Below are 16496 nucleotides of genomic sequence, written 5' to 3'. Positions count from 1 at the left end.
CGCCGACTTCGAGAGGGTGCTTCAGACGGAGGCGACGAGCGCCCGGCTGAGGCGCTGGCTGGTGCGGCGCAAGCTCTCACACCGCATGACGGCGCAGACGTGTCGGTTCGTGGTGCCACGATGGGGCCATGGCTGGCAGAGCACCGACGACCGCGCCCACCGACGTGCTGCCCACGGCATTCCTGGACACCCTGGACGAGCGACGGGCCGCGGAGGGGCGCGTCCTGCTCGCGCTGATGGCAGGGGCCACGGGCAGCGAGGGGGTGATGTGGGGACCGTCGATGGTCGGCTACGGGTCGTTCCACTACCGCTCGCCGAGCGGCGGGGCTGAGGGCACGTGGTTCCGGGTCGGCTTCTCGCCGCGCAAGGCCAGGATCACGCTGTACGGGCTGCTGGGTCACCCGCGCAGCGAGGAGCTGCTCGCGCGGGTGGGGAAGCACACGCTGGGCGTGGGCTGCGTCTACGCGACCCGGTTGGAGCACCTCGACCTCGACGTGCTGCGTGAGCTGGTGGCCCACTCCTTCCAGGACGTCACCGCGGTCGAGGTGGTCGACGACTGACGGCTGTGGACGACAGTCGGGGCTGTGGGTAGCAGCGCCTACGCTGAACCCATGCCCTCGGTGCCGGACCTCCCCACGCTGCTGCAGGCCGCCGTGACCGCGGTCGGCGGGGTGGAGCGCCCCGGCCAGGTGCAGATGGCGCAGGCCGTCGAACGGGCGGTCGAGCGGGAGGAGCACCTGCTCGTGCAGGCGGGGACGGGCACGGGGAAGTCGCTCGCCTACCTCGTCCCGGCCATCGCCCACGCCATGCGCACCGGGAAGCCCGCCGTCGTCGCGACGGCGACCCTGGCGCTGCAGGCCCAGATCGTCGACCGGGACCTGCCCCGCATCGCGGACGCGCTGGAACCGCTCGTGGGGCGGCGGCCGACGTTCGCGCTCGTCAAGGGGCGGTCCAACTACCTGTGCCAGCACAAGCTCGTGGGTGGCTTCCCGGAGGACGACGAGGAGACGCTGCTGTCCGTCGGATCGGTCGACCGCGAGCGCTCGCGGCTGGGGGACGAGGTGGTCCGCCTGCGCGCGTGGGCCGACCTCACCGAGTCCGGCGACCGCGACGAGCTCGTGAAGGGGGTGGGCAACCGGGCGTGGCGGCAGGTGTCGGTCTCGGCGCACGAGTGTCTGGGGAGCCGCTGCCCGGTGGTCGCCGAGTGCTTCGTGGAGCGCTCGCGAGAGGCGGCGAAGGAGGTCGACGTCATCGTCACCAACCACTCCTTCATGGCGATCGACGCCTTCGAGGGCCGGTTCATGCTGCCCGAGCACGACCTGCTGGTCGTCGACGAGGCGCACGAGCTCACGGACCGGATCACCTCGACCATCACCGACGAGCTGACCTCCGGCTCCGTGTCGGTCGCGGCGCGCCGCGCGGGCAAGGGGGAGGCCTCGGCCCGGCTCGGGGAGACGGTCGACCTCGTGGCCGACGCCCTCGCCGACCTGCCCGAGGGCAAGCTGACCGCCCTGCCCGAGCGTCTCGTCACCACGCTGCAGCTCGTGCGCGACGCCGCCCGGGACACGCTGTCGGAGATCAGGCCGGACAAGGGCGCGGAGGTCGACGGGGGCAAGCAGCTCGCGCTGGCCGCCGTGGACGAGGTGCACGACACCGCAGCCCGGGTGCTCGAGGAGCGTGAGCTGGACGTCGCGTGGGTCACCCACGACCAGCGACGTGGCGCCGTGCTGCGGGTGGCACCCATGAGCGTGGCGATGCTGGTGCGCGAGAAGATTTTCAGCGAGCGGACGGTCGTCCTGACCTCGGCCACCCTCGAGCTGGGCGGCACCTTCGACTCCGTCGCCGGCACCATCGGCTTGCGGGGAGCGGGGTCGCCGGCGTGGGAGGGGCTGGACGTCGGCTCACCCTTCGACTACCCGCAGCAGGCCATCGCGTATGTCGCGCGGCACCTCCCGCCGCCGGGCCGGGACGGGGCGGCCCCGGTGGTGTTCGAGGAGATCGAGGCGTTGGTGCGGGCGGCCGGGGGGCGCACGCTCGGCCTGTTCAGCTCGCGGCGGGCCGCCGAGGCCGCCGCTGAGGAGATGAGGCGGCGGCTGGCGGGCGACGGCATCCGGGTCCTCTGCCAGGGGGACGACCAGACGCCCACACTCGTGCGCGACTTCGCCTCCGACGCCCGCACCTGCCTCTTCGGCACCCTCTCGCTGTGGCAGGGGGTCGACGTGCCCGGACCTGCCTGCCAGCTGGTGATCGTCGACCGCATCCCCTTCCCCCGACCCGATGACCCGCTCTCCTCGGCCCGGACCGAGGCGATCTCCCGGATGGGGGGCAACGGGTTCATGGCGGTGTCGGCGACGCACGCTGCGCTCCGGCTGGCCCAGGGGGCGGGCCGGCTGGTGCGGCGCTCGGACGACCGTGGTGTGGTCGCGTTCCTCGACTCGCGGATGATCAGCGCCCGCTACGCCGGCTTCCTGCAACGCTCGCTCCCACCCTTCTGGCCGACCACGGACCGCGACCTCGTGCTGGAGGCGCTGCGGCGTCTGGACGCGACGGCCCCGGAGGTGGTGCCCGTCTCCGCGCCCGGGGCCCGGGGGATCGGCGGCGCGCCGCTCCAGGGCCCGGCGGCCACCGTCCCGGTCGCGCGCTCCCCGCGCACGGCAGTGACCGGGGGCCACGCCTGGACCGACGAGCAGGACGAGGAGCTGCGCGACGGGCTGGACGCCGGTGTCGCGGTCGAGGAGCTCGCGGAGCACCTCGAGCTGGCGCCGGACCTCGTCACCGCACGCATCAACCAGCTGGGCCTGGAGGTGCCGGTATGAGTGCCGGGGAGCCCGCCCGGTCGGTCTGGCACCTCGCCGAGCAGCGGCACTGGGAGGCCGCCCTGGCGTCGGGCAGCTACGAGCGCTCGACCCTCGGTGCGACGCTGCAGGAGGTGGGCTTCGTCCACGCCTCCTTCCCGGAGCAGCTGCCCGGGGTGGTCAGGGCGCACTACGCCCGGGTGGCCGAGCCGCTCGTCGTCCTCGAGGTCGACCCGCAGCTGCTCGATCAGGCGGGCGTGCAGGTCCGGCTCGAGCCGGGGGACCCCGACGACCCGGGCTCGGAACGCTTCCCCCACCTGTACGGTCCGGTGCCCGTGTCGGCGGTCACCCGCACCCGGCCGGCCGCCGTGGACCGCGGCTGGCTGGAGCTGGGGCCGTGGGAGGCCACCCGTCAGCCGAGGACGTAGGCGGCGGCGTTCAGCACGACGACGCCGACCATCACGGCGATGAGCAGACCGGCGGGCACCCAGCCGCGGGCGTCGCCCCGGCGGCCCGCCCGGTGGGCGAACCACGAGGCCAGCGCCGCCGGCACCGCGTTCAGGGCGAGCGCCGGTCCGGCGGAGGCGACCACGACCCACAGCGCCGGCCGTCCGTCGACGGCAGGATCGCCGAGGACGGAGGCCAACCACTCCCCCGACGACGAAGGCCCCCACGGTGGCCACGGGCAGGAGCAGCAGGCACAGCCAGGCGTTGCGGACGTCCTTCGGCCGGTCGTGAGCGGTGGTGCTGAGAGTGGTGGTGGCGGCCATGCCGTACCTCCTCCGACGAGGGGCTCGGGGGGTACCGGACCTGTCCCCATCCTACTCCTACGCGTCGTCGTAGTCAGGCCCGCTGTGGACGCGCACGGGAGCATGTCGGTGACGCGTGGCAGGCTGTCGCCGTGACCTCCCCACCCACGCTCGCCCTCGTCACCGGCCCGGAGGAGATCCTCGCCGAGCGCGGGGTCGCCTCGGTCGTGGAGGCCGTGCGCACGTCCGAGCCGGAGGCCGAGGTGGTGCGCCTGCAGGCGGCCACCTACGAGCCGGGTGAGCTGCTCGTCCACGCCAGCCCCAGCCTCTTCGGCGGGTGGACGGTCATCGACGTGCACGACGTCGACGAGGCCGACGACCCGCTCGTCGACGACCTCCTGCGCTACCTCGCCCGCCCCGAGGACGGCGTGACCCTGGTCCTGCGCCACAAGGTCGGCAACCGCGGCAAGAAGGTCCTCGACACCATGCGCTCCTCCGGGGCCCGCGTCATCGAGGCGAAGGCCATCAAGTCGGAGAGGGACAAGACCGAGTTCGTGCGTCACGAGTTCCGCGAGGGGCGACGCCGGATCGCCGAGGAGGCCACGGCCGCACTGGTCCTCGCGGTGGGCAAGGACGTCCGGGAGCTCGCCGTCGCCTGCGCCCAGCTCATGCGCGACGTCTCGGGCACCGTCGAGGTGGAGGACGTCCACACCTACTACGGGGAGCGGGTCGAGACCACCGGCTTCAAGGTGGCCGAGGCCGCGCTCGCCGGGGACGAGCGCACCGCGGCGAGCCTGCTGCGCCACGCCATGAACGGAGGCCTGGACCCGGTGCCGATCGTCGCGGTGCTGGCCATGCAGCTGCGCCAGGTCGGCAAGGTCGCGGCTGCCGGACGGGGCAGCTCCGCGCAGCTGGCCCGTGACCTCGGGATGGCCCCCTGGCAGGTCGACCAGGCCCGCCGGGTGGCCTCGGGCTGGGACGGGCCCCGTCTGGGGCGGGCGATCGAGGTCGTCGCGCGCGCCGACGTGGACGTCAAGGGAGGGCTGCGGACCGGGGCCACCGTGCGCAGCCCGGAGCATGCCGTGGAGCGGGCGGTCCTGGAGATCTGCCGCCTGCGCAGCGGCTGAGGGACGACACGACCCCGAGGACGGTGGCGCGGGGAGGTCGTCGTGGGCAGGATGGGGCGCGTGCACCCCGAGAGCGGTGAGGGACGGGCCGGCCGGCCCGCGGCATACCTGGACGCCGTGGACCGGGTGGCGGCGAGGTATGCCGCGCTGCCGGCCGACCGGCCCGTGCGGTTGGCCAAGCGCACGAGCAACCTCTTCCGCGCCCGGGCGGGAGACGTCTCTCGGCTCGACCTGTCCGAGATGGTGGGGGTCCTCGACCTGACGGAGGGGGAGGGCGGAGGTCCCGGGACGGCGCTCGTGGGCGGGCTGTCCACCTACGAGCGGCTGGTCGAGGAGCTGCTCCCGCGCGGCCGGATGCCGCTCGTCGTGCCGCAGCTGCGCACGATCACCCTCGGTGGCGCGGTCGTGGGCCTGGGCATCGAGTCGACGTCCTTCCGCAGCGGGCTGCCGCACGAGTCGGTCCTGGAGGCCGACGTGCTGACCGGTGACGGCAGGGTGGTGACCGCCCGTCCGGACGGCGAGCACGCCGACCTGTTCCGCGCCCTGCCCAACTCCTACGGCACCCTGGGCTACTGCCTCGGGCTCGTCGTGGAGCTCGAGCGGACCGCGCCCCTCGTCGAGCTGCGCCACGTGCGGCTCGCCGACCTCGACGAGGCCTGCGCGGTCGTGGCCGCGGTGATGGGCTCCGGCGAGCACGAGGGGCAGCGGGTCGACTTCCTCGACGGGGTGGTCTTCGGTGCGACCGAGACCTACCTGACCCTGGGGTGGTGGACCGAGGACGCGGGCGGGCGCACCCCGTCGGACTACACCGGTCAGCAGATCTACTACCGGTCGCTCCAGCACCGGCGCTCCGACCTGCTCACCGCCGAGGACTACCTGTGGCGGTGGGACACCGACTGGTTCTGGTGCTCGCGAGCGTTCGGCGCCCAGGACCCACGGCTGCGGCGGGTATGGCCCCGGCGGTGGCGGCGCAGCGACGTCTACTGGAGGGTCATGGCCCTCGAGCAGCGCTACCACGTGCAGCGTCAGCTCCGGCGCCGGCGCGGTCGCCCGGACCAGGAGCGGGTCGTCCAGGACGTCGAGATCCCGCTGGCGCGCACGGCCGAGTTCGTGCGCTGGTTCCTGGCGACCGTCCCGATCGAGCCGCTGTGGCTGTGCCCGGTGCGGCTGCGCGACGACCGGGTCTGGCCGCTCTACCCGATGCGGCCGGGGGAGGACTACGTCAACGTGGGCTTCTGGTCCGCCGTGGACATCGCGCCCGGTGGCCGCGACGGCGACGTCAACCGGATGATCGAGGACAAGGTCACCGAGCTCGGCGGGCACAAGGGTCTGTACTCGACGGCGACCTACGACCGCGACACCTTCGACCGGCTCTACGGCGGCGACGTCTACGCGCGGGTCAAGGCCGCCTACGACCCCGGCGCCCGGCTGCCCACCCTCTACGACAAGGCGGTTCGAGGACGATGACGATGACGGCGGCAGAGATCTTCGAGACGCTCGCCGGGCCGGTCGACGGGCTGCGGGTGGAGGCCTACGACGGGTCGACGTCGGGTGATCCTGCGGGCCGGGTGCTGCGCCTGCGCAGCCCCCGGGCGCTGCACCACCTCCTCACCTCTCCCAGCAGCGAGCTCGGCTTCGCCCGCGCCTACCTCATGGACGACCTGGAGATCGTCGGGATGGAGGAGGCCAACCCCTACCCCGAGCTGGTCCTGCTGCGGGACAAGGTGCGACCCACCCGGCTGCGGGGCCAGGACGCGCTCCGGGTGGCCGCCGCCGTGCGCCAGCTTCGGCCCTCCCTGCCCGAGCTGCCGCCGGAGGAGATCCCCTCGCGGACGCGGCGCCTGGCCAACGGGGTACGGCACGGCCGGCGCCGCGACGCCGTCGCCATCGCCCACCACTACGACGTGTCCAACCGGTTCTACGAGATGGTCCTGGGTCCCTCGATGACCTACACGTGCGCGGCATACCCCGACCCCGGCGCCAGCCTCGAGGAGGCCCAGGCGCACAAGCACGACCTGGTCTGCCGCAAGCTGGGCCTCCGGCCGGGTATGCGCCTGCTGGACGTCGGCTGCGGGTGGGGCGGGATGGTGCGGCACGCCGTCGAGCACTACGGCGTCACCGCGCTGGGGGTCACCCTGTCGCGGCAGCAGGCGACGTGGGGGCAGGAGATGGTCGAGCGGGCCGGCCTGGCCGGACGGGCGGAGATCCGCCACAGCGACTACCGGGACGTGACCGAGCGCGGCTTCGACGCCGTCTCCTCGATCGGTCTGACCGAGCACATCGGCGTCCGGCACTTCCCCGCCTACTTCCGCTTCCTGCACGACCGCCTGCGCGACGGCGGGATGCTGCTCAACCACTGCATCACCTGGCCGACGAGCACCAAGGACGGGATGTCGCGGCGGGCGTTCGTGGATCACTACGTCTTCCCCGACGGCGAGCTCGGCGCGTCCGGCACGATCGTCACCCAGGTCGAGCGCGCGGGGCTGGAGGTGCGTCACCACGAGAACCTCCGGGAGCACTACGCCCGCACCTGCGCCGCGTGGTCGGCGAACCTCGCGGCCAACTGGGACGCCTGCGCCGCGGAGGCCGGTCGCGGCCGGGCGCGGGTCTGGGGCCTCTACCTCGCCGGCTCGAGCCTGAACTTCGAGCGCAACGGTATGCAGCTGCACCAGGTGCTCGCCGTGCGCACCTCGGCGGACGGGGAGTCGGGTCTGGGGCTGAGGCGCGTCGTCGTGTGAGGACGGTGCCCGGGGCCGGCGCCTCGGCCGGCCCGGTGCCGACTTGGGCGGGGGGCCGGGGCGCTGCTACCGTAGACCCTTGCGGGCGCGCCTGGTCGTGCGCGCACGGAGCACCACCGCGCACGGCTCAGCCGCCAGGGCATCCCCACGCCTCAGACCTGGACCGTGCGGCCGTCGCCCTCACGACATCAGACCACCATCACGCAGGAAGAACACTTCGTGGCAAACATCAAGTCCCAGATCAAGCGCGTCAAGACCAACGCCAAGCGCACCGAGCGCAACCGCGCCTACAAGTCCGAGCTGCGCACCTGGATCCGCAAGTTCCGCGAGGCCGCGGACACCGGTGACACCGCGAAGGCGGGCGACGCCCTCCAGGTCGCGTCCAGGAAGCTGGACAAGGCCGTGACCAAGGGCGTCATCCACGCAAACCAGGCCGCCAACAAGAAGTCGGCGATGGCCAGGAAGCTCAACTCGATCGGCGCCTGAGCCGATCGCCGGGACCTCGGGTCCCGGACCAGCAGTGCCGACAGGGCGCTCACCCCGGCCGGGGCGGGCGCCCTGTGCGCTACCATCGGGTGATCATGACCCGTTGCGTGCTCCTCCTTGTCCAGCCGCGCTGACCACGCACCACCCAGCGCGGCTGACCCCTCTGCCCGAGGGGCTTTTTTGTGCACCGAGGCACCCACGACGAGCACGAGCAGACGAAGGACGAGGACGAGATGAGCGAGCGGATCCCGGCGCACCGCTACACGGCCGCGCTGGCGAACGAGATCGAGGCGCGCTGGCAGGACCGGTGGGAGTCCGAGGGGACCTTCCGCTCCGCCAACCCGGCAGGCCCGTGGGCGGAGCCGCAGGACCCCCGCCTGGGCCGCAGCCACGTCATGGTGATGGACATGTTCCCCTACCCCTCCGGCACGGGGCTGCACGTGGGCCACCCGCTCGGCTTCATCGCCACGGACGTCTACTCGCGCTACATGCGGACCACCGGGGCCAACGTCCTGCACACCATGGGCTTCGACGCGTTCGGCCTCCCCGCGGAGCAGTACGCCGTCCAGACCGGGCAGCACCCGCGCGTGACGACCGAGGCCAACATGGAGATCTACCGCGCCCAGCTGCGCAGGATCGGGATGGGCCACGAGCAGCGACGCAGCTTCGCCACCATCGACCCCGACTACTACCGCTGGACCCAGTGGATCTTCACCCAGATCTACGAGTCCTGGTATGACGAGTCCGCGCCGGCGCGCAGGGGCGGCGGGACCGGCCGGGCCAGGCCGATCAGCGAGCTGGTGGCCCAGCTCGAGTCGGGCGAGCGCTCACCCGAGCGGTGGGACGACGAGGGTCGGGCGCTGACCTGGGGCGAGCTGTCCGCCGTCCGGAGGGCCGAGGTCCTGGACGGCTACCGGCTGGCCTACGTCTCCCAGGCGCCGGTCAACTGGTGCCCCGGGCTGGGCACCGTGCTCTCCAACGAGGAGGTCACCGCCGACGGGCGCTCCGAGCGCGGCAACTTCCCGGTGTTCAAGCGCAACCTGTCCCAGTGGATGATGCGCATCACCGCCTACGCCGACCGGCTGGTGGACGACCTGGACCGGCTGGACTGGCCGGAGAAGGTCCGGCTGATGCAGCGCAACTGGATCGGCCGCTCGGTCGGCGCGACCGTGCGCTTCAGCGCCCGGACACCGCTGGACGACGCGGTTGAGTGGCCCCTCGAGGTCTTCACGACGCGCCCCGACACCCTCTTCGGGGCGACCTTCATGGTCGTCGCGCCGGAGCACCCGTCGCTGCCCGAGATCGTCCCCGACGCCTGGCCGGAGGGGACCGACCCGCGCTGGAGCGACGGCGCGCCCGACCCGCGGACGGCCGTCGCGGCATACCAGCGGGTCGCGTCGACGAAGAGCGACGTGGAGCGTCAGGCGGACGCCAGGACCAAGACCGGCGTGTTCACCGGGGCCTTCGCGACGAACCCGGTCGACGGCCTGCAGATCCCCGTCTTCGTCGCCGACTACGTGCTGATGGGCTACGGCACCGGGGCGATCATGGCGGTGCCGGGCCAGGACCAGCGGGACTGGGACTTCGCCGTCGCCTACGGGCTGCCGATCATCCGCACCGTGGAGCCGGCCGAGGGTCACCCGCAGGACCAGGCGTTCACCGGGGAGGGCCCGGCGATCAACTCGGCCAACGACGAGGTCAGCCTGGACGGGCTGGGGATCGCCGAGGCCAAGGAGCGGATCATCGCCTGGCTGGTCGAGCGGGGGCTGGGCCGGGAGACGGTGACCTACCGCCTGCGTGACTGGCTGTTCAGCCGCCAGCGCTACTGGGGCGAGCCGTTCCCGATCGTCTGGGACGAGGACGGCGTCGCGCACAGCGTGCCCGACGAGATGCTGCCGGTGGCGCTGCCCGACGTGCCCGACTACAGCCCCCGCACCTTCGAGCCCGAGGACGCGGACAGCTCCCCGGAGGCGCCGCTGGCGCGCGCCACCGAGTGGGTCGAGGTGGAGCTGGACCTGGGCGACGGCCGCGGGACACGCCGCTACCGCCGCGAGACCAACACGATGCCCAACTGGGCCGGCTCCTGCTGGTACTACCTGCGCTACCTGGACCCGGCCAACGGCGAGGCGCTCGTGGACCCCGCGGTGGAGCGCTACTGGATCGGCCCCCGCCCGGCGCCGGTCGCGGCCGCACCCGCCGGGGCGAGCGACCCGGGCGGCGTGGACCTCTACGTCGGCGGCGTCGAGCACGCCGTCCTGCACCTGCTCTACTCGCGCTTCTGGCACAAGGTGCTGTTCGACCTGGGGTACGTCTCCTCCGAGGAGCCGTTCCGACGGCTCATCAACCAGGGGATGATCGAGGCCTACGTCTACCGCGACGCGCGCGGGTTCCCCGTGCCCGCCGCCGAGGTGGAGGAGGTCGCGGACCCGCACGGCGGGGCGCCGACCTACACCTGGGAGGGCGAGCCGGTCACCCAGGAGTACGGGAAGATGGGCAAGTCGCTGAAGAACGTCGTGACCCCCGACGAGATGTGCGAGCAGTACGGCGCCGACACCTTCCGCGTCTACGAGATGTCGATGGGCCCGCTGGAGCAGTACCGCCCGTGGGAGACCCGGGCGGTCGTGGGTTCGCAGCGCTTCCTGCAGCGGTTGTGGCGCAACGTGGTCGACGAGGAGACGGGTGCCGTCACCGTGGTCGACGTCCCGCTCGACGAGGCGACCGACCGGGCCCTGCACCGCACGATCGCGGGGGTGCGCGCCGACTACGAGGCGCTGCGGACCAACACCGCGGTCGCCAAGATGATCGAGCTGAACAACCACCTCACCAAGCTCGAGAAGGTGCCCCGCGAGGCGGTCGAGCCGCTGGTCCAGATGGTCGCCCCGGTGGCGCCGCACCTGGCGGAGGAGCTCTGGGAACGCCTGGGGCACAAGGACTCCCTGGCCTACGCCCCCTTCCCCGAGGCGGACCCGGCGAAGCTCGTCGAGGACACCGTGACCTGCGTCGTCCAGGTCCGCGGCAAGGTGCGCGACCGGCTCGAGGTGCCCGCCGACGTGGACCCCGCCACGCTGGAGGCGCTGGCGCTGGCGAGCCCCCGGGTGCAGGCCGTCCTCGACGGGGCGCCGGTCCGCAAGGTCGTCGTTCGCGCGCCGAACCTCGTCAACGTCGTCGTCTGACCCGGCGATGACCGTCCACGTCGTCACGGACACCACGGCCTGCCTGCCTCCCGCCAGGGCGCGGGAGGCGGGCGTGACCGTCGTCCCGCTGCACGTCACGGTCGCCGGGCGCGGCACGGTGCAGGCCCGGGAGATCACCCCCTCCGAGGTCGCCGAGATCCTGTCGCGCGGCAAGGACCGGGCGTCGACGTCCCGGCCCTCGCCGGGGGAGCTCGTCGCGGCCTACCGCGACGCCGTGGCGCGCACGGGTGCGTCGGCGGTCGTGTCCGTGCACCTGTCCGGCAAGGTCAGCGGCACCGTCGAGGCGGCCGAGCTGGCCCGCGACGAGCTCGTCGGCGAGGTGGAGGTCGAGGTGGTGGACTCCGGGGTGCTCGGGATGGCGATGGGGTATGCCGTGTGCGCCGGCGCGCAGGCGGCCGCCGCCGGGGCGACGGCGGGCGAGGTCGCCGCGGTGGTGCGCCGGCGGGCGGAGGCCAGCCGGACCTGGTTCTGCGTCGACACGCTCGAGCACCTGCGCCGGGGCGGTCGGATCGGCCTGGCCCAGGCCCTGCTCGGGTCGGCGCTGGCCATCAAGCCGCTGCTGACGATCCGGGACGGCGAGGTCCACCCGGTGGAGAAGGTGCGGACCCGGGCCAAGGCCCACGCCCGGCTCGTCGAGCGGGCCGTCGAGGCCGTCGAGGAGGCCCGGGCGGAGGGGCACGAGGTGCAGGTGGCCGTGCTGCAGCTCGCGGCGGAGGAGACCGCCGCCCGGCTGGCCGGCGAGGTCGAGAAGCGCACCGGCCTGGTCCCGGACCTCACCGAGCTCGACCCGGTGGTGAGCGTGCACGCGGGGCCCGGCACGGTGGGGATCGTCGTCGCCCCCGTCGTCTGAGCGGCGCCCCCCAGCCGAGCGGGGTGTGCGGGGGCGGGAGCGCTGCTACCGTCAGCGGTATGCATGGTCAGCGATTTCTGGGCCCCCGGCCGGGTGACGGCCGAGGGGTCCGCTGCGTGCCCGCAGCCGGCTGACGAGCCTCGGTAGCGCCCGGTCGGGGGTGGACCCTCCCCCTCCCGCAGCCGCTCCCGAAGGACCAGCCATGACCACGACCTACCTGACCCCCGACGAGCTCCACCACGCCCTCACCCTGCGCGACCTCAGCGACCCCGCCCACGGGCGGCACGCCATACAGGTGCTGCTGGAGGAGGTCCTCCAGGCCCTGGCGGGGCGGTGGGGCAGCACCGTCCGCGTCGTCCGCACCCCGCCGCTGGTGTCGGTGCGCGACAACTACGACCGTCTCGGCTACGCGGACCGGGACATCACCAGGGAGGCCCGCTACAGCCGCTACGCGAGCCCGACCACGATGCTGCGCAGCCACACCAGCGCCGACCTGCCGGCCACCCTGGAGGGTTATCGCACCGGCGACGGGGAGGTCGACGAGCTGATCGCCGTCCCCGGGCTGGTCTACCGCCGCGACGTGGTGGACCGGACGCACGTCGGTGAGCCGCACCAGGTCGATCTCTGGCGGCTGCGCTCGGCGTCCGGGACGGGCGAGGATGAGCTCAGCGAGATGCTCGGCGTCCTCGTCGGGGCGGTGCTGCCGGGCGCCCGGTGGCGGTCCACGCCGGCGGTCCACCCGTACACGCGCCACGGGCGGCAGGTGGACGTGCTGCACCACGGCGACTGGCTCGAGCTGGCCGAGTGCGGGCTGATCCACCCGGACGTGCTGCGGCGGAGCGGGCTGGACCCGGAGCGGTGGTCCGGGCTGGCGCTGGGCATGGGCCTGGAGCGCGCGCTGATGCTCCGCAAGGAGATCCCGGACATCCGCTACCTGCGCTCGGGAGAGCCGCGGATCAGCGCGCAGATGGGTGATCTGGAGCCGTGGCGGGAGGTGTCGTCACTGCCGCCGGTGTCGCGGGACCTGTCGGTGGTGGTCGGTGCGGACCTCCCGGACGAGATCCTCGGTGACCGGGTGCGCGCCGCCGTCGGGGACCGGGTGCAGGACGTGGAGAGCGTGGAGGTGCTCACCCGGACCGGCTGGGAGCAGCTCCCCGAGCCCGCGCGGCGGCGGCTCGGGCTCCGCCCGGACCAGACCAACGCGCTCGTCCGGCTCACGCTCCGGCCGCTCGGGCGGACGCTCACCGGCGCCGAGGCCGACGACCTGCGCAACCAGGTGTACCTCGCCATCCACGAGGGTCCGTACCTCGAGCTCGCCTGAGCGGCGGTGCCATTAGCGGGGCTTATGATCGGGGCATGCTGGATGCCGCGGGCCTGCGGGTCATGAGAGCCATCGCCGAGGCGGGGACCTTCACGGCCGCCGCCCAGTCGCTCGGGTACACCCAGCCGGCCGTGTCGCAGATGGTGCGTCGCCTCGAGGAGCGGACCGGGACGGTGCTCGTCGAGCGCTCGGGCCGGGTGGTCCGGCTCACCGAGGCGGGTGAGCTGCTGGCCCGGCACGCCACCGAGATCCTCGGGGCGCTGGAGCGGGCGGAGGCGGAGATCTCCTCGATCGCCGGCCTGCAGAGCGGCCGGGTGCGGCTGATGGCCTTCCCGTCGTCCTCGGCCACGCTGGTGCCGCAGGCGCTGGCCGCGCTCCGGCGCGACCACCCCCACGTCACCGTGCAGTTCACCGAGGCGGAGCCTCCGGAGTCGCTGGCCGCCATCCGGGCCGGCAGCGTCGACCTCGCCGTCGCCTTCTCCTACGAGGGCACCGACGCCGGTCGGGGCGAGGACGACCTCGCGGGCCTGGAGGTGATCGACGTGCTGACCGACCCGGTGATGCTCGTGCTGCCCCAGGACCACCCGCTGGCCGGTCAGGACGAGGTGGAGCTCGCCGACCTGGCCGCCGACACCTGGATCGCCGGGTGCCCCCGGTGCCGCGGCCACCTGCTCACCCTGTCCAGGCAGGCGGGTTTCGAGCCTGACGTCACCTTCGAGACCGAGGACTACGTGGCGGTGCTGGGCCTGGTGGCCGCCGGCCTGGGCGTCGCGCTGGTGCCCCAGCTCATCCTGCACACGGTCTCCCACCCCGAGGTCGTGGTGCGTCCGGTCTCGCCGCCCTCGCGGCGGGTGGTCCAGGTCGTCACCACTCCCGACCTCAAGCGGGTGCCCGCCGTGGCCGCGACCCTCGGGGCGCTCTGCGCGAGCGCGCGGGAGCTGGACGCCCGGACCTACGACTGAGGGCCGCGGCGACGTCGCCCGCCGGTGCGTCGGCGCGGTGCGTGGGCCCGCTGCCGTGGCCCCCGGGTCACCGGCCCGCCCTGGTCACCGGCCCGCTGCGTGGGCCTGGCTACGCCGGTCTGCTGCGTCAGCCCCGCTCACCGGCGTCGGTGCACCACGAGGTGCTCGCCGTCGGTGATGATCGCGACGTCACCGTCGAGATCGGTCCGCAGCACGACCATGCCGGCGTCGCGGAGGAGGTCGAGCGTCCGCGGCGCCGGGTGTCCGAAGTCGTTCTCCACCCCCACGCCGATCAGCGCCACCTCCGCGTCGGTACCGACCACCAGGTCGTCGTCCTGACGGGCGGAGCCGTGGTGGGCCACCTTGAGCACGTCGTAGTCGCGGGCCTCGACGACCGGGCGGACCGGCCGTGCCCCCTCCGGCTCGAGGTCCCCGGTGAGCAGGACGGCCAGACCTCCGACCCTCGCGTCCACAACCAGGCTGCCGTTGTTGGCCGCCGACTCCCCGACGACCGGTCGCGGACCGGGGGAGAGGGTCTCCAGACGTGCCCCGCCGGCCACGACGCGCGCCCCGGTGCGCAGCTCGACGACGGGCACCCCGACGTCCGAGAGGTGGCGCAGGGTGTCGGTCGCCGACGCGGCAGGGTCCCGGACCGGGCTCACGTAGGCGACGGCGACGGGCAGACCGTCCAGACCTGGCAGGCCGGTGACGTGGTCGGCGTGGAAGTGGCTGAGCAGGAGGGCGTCCAACCTGTCCACCCCGGCGTCGCGCAGGCAGCGGCGCACCGGGTCCGGGTCGGGTCCGGTGTCCACGAGGACCGCTGACGACGGACCGGAGCGGAGGAGGACGGCGTCCCCCTGGCCGACGTCGCACCCGATGACCACCCACCCGGGCGGCGGCCACGCGGTCAGCCGTGGGTCGGGCCACAGCAGCGCCAGCGCCCCGGCCAGCATCCCCCAGCCCGCCCAGGGTCGACGGCCCAGCTGGTGGCGCCACCAGGGTCCGGTGAGCAGCACCACCAGGGTCACGCCGGTGAGGAGCCACGCGCCGGCCACCCCGTCGACCCAGTCGAGGGTGCCCCACGGCAGCTCGGCGCAGGCCCTGGCGACCCGGCCGATCAGCCAGGCCGGCAGCGCTGCCGCCCAGGCCACGAGCCGTGCGAGCGGGACGGAGAAGGGGGAGACCACCGCGGCCAAGACGCCGAGGACGGTCGTGGGTGCGACGAGGGGTGCGGCCAGCAGGTTGGCCACGACCGCCACCGTGGTGACGCTGCCCTGGAGCAGGACGATGACGGGGGCGCACGCCACCTGAGCCGCGAGCGGCACGGCGACTGCGTCCCCGAGGAGGCTGATCCGGCGTGGCAGCCGGGCGGCGATCGCGTCGCCCCACGGGCGTGACCAGAGCACCAGGCCGAGCGTGGCGAGGGTGGACAGCGCGAAGCCGTAGGACCGGGCCAGCCACGGGTCGACGCACAGCAGCCCCACGACCGCCACCGCCAGGGCCGGCAGGCTGACCCGGCGGCGTCCGGAGGAGAGGGCGAGGAGGCCGACCGACCCCATGACGCCTGCCCGGAGCACGGACGGCTCGGGCCGGCAGAGCAGCACGAACGCCACCAGGCCGAGCAGCACGAGGGGGGTGCGCCATCGCCTCGGAACCCCCAGCCGGGCCACGAGCAGGGCCAGGGCGCCGCAGATCATCGCCACGTTGCTCCCGACAAACGTCCGTCAAGGATATGGGTCCGGTTGCACCTGTCGCTACGCTCTGAGCCATGGCGCCCGAGGATGACCCAGATCGCACGTGGCCTGCCCTGGCGAAGGTGACCGAGGCCGGACTTGAGCTTGAGAGGGCTCGGGCCCTGCTCGTCGCGCGCGCCAAGGTGGCTCTGGCGGCCGGCGCCGACGAGGCGGCCGTGGCGGAGTCCGCTGGGGTCGGGGTGCGCACGCTGCGGTTGTGGCTGACGGACCGGGCGCCGCACGCTCGGGGCTGACGTGGAGACGAAGAATTGCCCCCGCCCTTCCCGGAGGAAGGACGGGGGCAGGAGGGGCGGCGGGGGTGGCCCTCACGCTCACTGCGCGGCCAGCCGATGCCCGCCGCCGGTCTAGTGGACGCAGCCGGGGTGATGCAGCGCGTGCCAGGCGACGCGGGCGAGACCGCGCGCGGGAGCGAGGAGCAGCCCGGCCACGGTGGCGGCGAGGAAGAGCGCCAGCTGGGCGGACCCGTGCTGCACGCTGGTCAGGCCCAGGTCGGTGTCGGTCGGTTCGGTCATCGTGCGAT

The 16496-nt window shown here is 73.7% G+C and carries 15 protein-coding genes; 12 read left to right on the top strand and 3 right to left on the bottom strand.

The genetic code is table 11. The features are described from left to right. Positions 1-128 precede the first annotated feature (128 nt). From D4B81_RS09725 to D4B81_RS09715, 3 genes are read left to right on the top strand one after another with little or no spacing between them, the layout of a single operon-like run. Positions 129-560: a DUF1801 domain-containing protein gene (locus D4B81_RS09725; protein WP_122262273.1), complete on the top strand. Its 432-nt coding sequence runs from the start codon at positions 129-131 to the stop codon at positions 558-560. A 51-nt stretch (positions 561-611) separates the two neighbouring features. Next, entirely contained in the window at positions 612-2816 is a 2205-nt protein-coding gene (locus tag D4B81_RS09720; RefSeq protein WP_122262271.1) for an ATP-dependent DNA helicase, read from the top strand. Next, a complete protein-coding gene (locus D4B81_RS09715; RefSeq protein ID WP_122262269.1) occupies positions 2813-3223 on the top strand; it encodes a DUF952 domain-containing protein in 411 nt (136 codons plus the stop codon). The genes D4B81_RS09720 and D4B81_RS09715 overlap by 4 nt, the downstream gene beginning before the upstream one ends. On the opposite strand, the gene D4B81_RS09710 is transcribed toward D4B81_RS09715, so the two are convergent. Continuing rightward, the gene (locus D4B81_RS09710; RefSeq protein ID WP_122262267.1) at positions 3208-3441 is read right to left on the bottom strand and encodes a hypothetical protein; all 234 of its coding nucleotides are present in this window, start codon (positions 3439-3441) and stop codon (positions 3208-3210) included. The genes D4B81_RS09715 and D4B81_RS09710 overlap by 16 nt on opposite strands. Positions 3442-3696: 255 nt before the next feature. Between D4B81_RS09710 and holA the strand changes: the two genes are divergently transcribed. The 8 genes from holA to D4B81_RS09670 all read left to right on the top strand — a co-directional run bounded on the left by holA (position 3697) and on the right by D4B81_RS09670 (position 14222). Continuing rightward, entirely contained in the window at positions 3697-4671 is a 975-nt protein-coding gene (gene holA, locus D4B81_RS09705) for a DNA polymerase III subunit delta (RefSeq protein WP_122262266.1), read from the top strand. A gap of 60 nt (positions 4672-4731) precedes the next feature. Further along, positions 4732-6138 carry an FAD-binding protein gene (locus tag D4B81_RS09700; RefSeq protein ID WP_237565924.1) on the top strand — a complete coding sequence of 469 codons (1407 nt, stop codon included), beginning with the start codon at positions 4732-4734 and terminating at the stop codon, positions 6136-6138. Between the two features lie 2 nt (positions 6139-6140). Further along, entirely contained in the window at positions 6141-7409 is a 1269-nt protein-coding gene (locus D4B81_RS09695) for a class I SAM-dependent methyltransferase (RefSeq protein ID WP_237565923.1), read from the top strand. Positions 7410-7628: 219 nt separating this feature from the next. Continuing rightward, positions 7629-7895, top strand: coding sequence for a 30S ribosomal protein S20 (rpsT, locus tag D4B81_RS09690; protein ID WP_097186712.1), 267 nt, complete (start codon positions 7629-7631; stop codon positions 7893-7895). Between the two features lie 233 nt (positions 7896-8128). After that, complete coding sequence (leuS, locus tag D4B81_RS09685; protein WP_122262470.1) at positions 8129-11068, top strand: leucine--tRNA ligase; 2940 nt, start codon at positions 8129-8131, stop codon at positions 11066-11068. Between the two features lie 7 nt (positions 11069-11075). Further along, positions 11076-11939 carry a DegV family protein gene (locus D4B81_RS09680; RefSeq protein WP_122262260.1) on the top strand — a complete coding sequence of 288 codons (864 nt, stop codon included), beginning with the start codon at positions 11076-11078 and terminating at the stop codon, positions 11937-11939. A 202-nt stretch (positions 11940-12141) separates the two neighbouring features. Further along, positions 12142-13260 (top strand): PheS-related mystery ligase SrmL, encoded by a 1119-nt coding sequence (gene srmL / locus D4B81_RS09675; RefSeq protein WP_122262258.1) that lies wholly within the window; start codon positions 12142-12144, stop codon positions 13258-13260. Between the two features lie 35 nt (positions 13261-13295). Beyond that, positions 13296-14222, top strand: coding sequence for a LysR family transcriptional regulator (locus D4B81_RS09670; RefSeq protein ID WP_097186709.1), 927 nt, complete (start codon positions 13296-13298; stop codon positions 14220-14222). Positions 14223-14359: 137 nt separating this feature from the next. On the opposite strand, the gene D4B81_RS09665 is transcribed toward D4B81_RS09670, so the two are convergent. Then, the gene (locus tag D4B81_RS09665) at positions 14360-15925 is read right to left on the bottom strand and encodes a ComEC/Rec2 family competence protein (RefSeq protein ID WP_272914064.1); all 1566 of its coding nucleotides are present in this window, start codon (positions 15923-15925) and stop codon (positions 14360-14362) included. Between the two features lie 65 nt (positions 15926-15990). On the opposite strand from D4B81_RS09665, the gene D4B81_RS18095 reads away from it, so the two are divergent. Beyond that, positions 15991-16209, top strand: a complete 219-nt coding sequence (locus D4B81_RS18095; protein WP_161965099.1) for a hypothetical protein — start codon at positions 15991-15993, stop codon at positions 16207-16209. A 111-nt stretch (positions 16210-16320) separates the two neighbouring features. Here D4B81_RS18095 and D4B81_RS18090 read toward each other — a convergent pair whose 3' ends face one another. After that, entirely contained in the window at positions 16321-16488 is a 168-nt protein-coding gene (locus D4B81_RS18090) for a hypothetical protein (RefSeq protein WP_161965098.1), read from the bottom strand. Between the last annotated feature and the right edge of the window lie 8 nt (positions 16489-16496).

It is taken from the genome of Ornithinimicrobium cerasi, assembly GCF_003702705.1.
Lineage (GTDB): Bacteria > Actinomycetota > Actinomycetes > Actinomycetales > Dermatophilaceae > Ornithinicoccus > Ornithinicoccus cerasi.
Note: the sequence above shows the minus strand (reverse complement) of the source record. Positions and strands in the feature narration are given on the sequence as shown.

What these genes read in the sequence shown, in the direction of transcription:
- D4B81_RS09695 (WP_237565923.1), top strand. Translation starts at nt 6,141, where the DNA reads ATGACGGCGGCAGAGATCTTCGAGACGCTCGCCGGGCCGGTCGACGGG.
- D4B81_RS09720 (WP_122262271.1), top strand. Translation starts at nt 612, where the DNA reads ATGCCCTCGGTGCCGGACCTCCCCACGCTGCTGCAGGCCGCCGTGACC.
- D4B81_RS18090 (WP_161965098.1), bottom strand. Translation starts at nt 16,488, where the DNA reads ATGACCGAACCGACCGACACCGACCTGGGCCTGACCAGCGTGCAGCAC.
- D4B81_RS09715 (WP_122262269.1), top strand. Translation starts at nt 2,813, where the DNA reads ATGAGTGCCGGGGAGCCCGCCCGGTCGGTCTGGCACCTCGCCGAGCAG.
- srmL (WP_122262258.1), top strand. Translation starts at nt 12,142, where the DNA reads ATGACCACGACCTACCTGACCCCCGACGAGCTCCACCACGCCCTCACC.
- D4B81_RS09680 (WP_122262260.1), top strand. Translation starts at nt 11,076, where the DNA reads ATGACCGTCCACGTCGTCACGGACACCACGGCCTGCCTGCCTCCCGCC.
- D4B81_RS09670 (WP_097186709.1), top strand. Translation starts at nt 13,296, where the DNA reads ATGCTGGATGCCGCGGGCCTGCGGGTCATGAGAGCCATCGCCGAGGCG.
- D4B81_RS09725 (WP_122262273.1), top strand. Translation starts at nt 129, where the DNA reads ATGGCTGGCAGAGCACCGACGACCGCGCCCACCGACGTGCTGCCCACG.
- leuS (WP_122262470.1), top strand. Translation starts at nt 8,129, where the DNA reads ATGAGCGAGCGGATCCCGGCGCACCGCTACACGGCCGCGCTGGCGAAC.
- D4B81_RS18095 (WP_161965099.1), top strand. Translation starts at nt 15,991, where the DNA reads ATGGCGCCCGAGGATGACCCAGATCGCACGTGGCCTGCCCTGGCGAAG.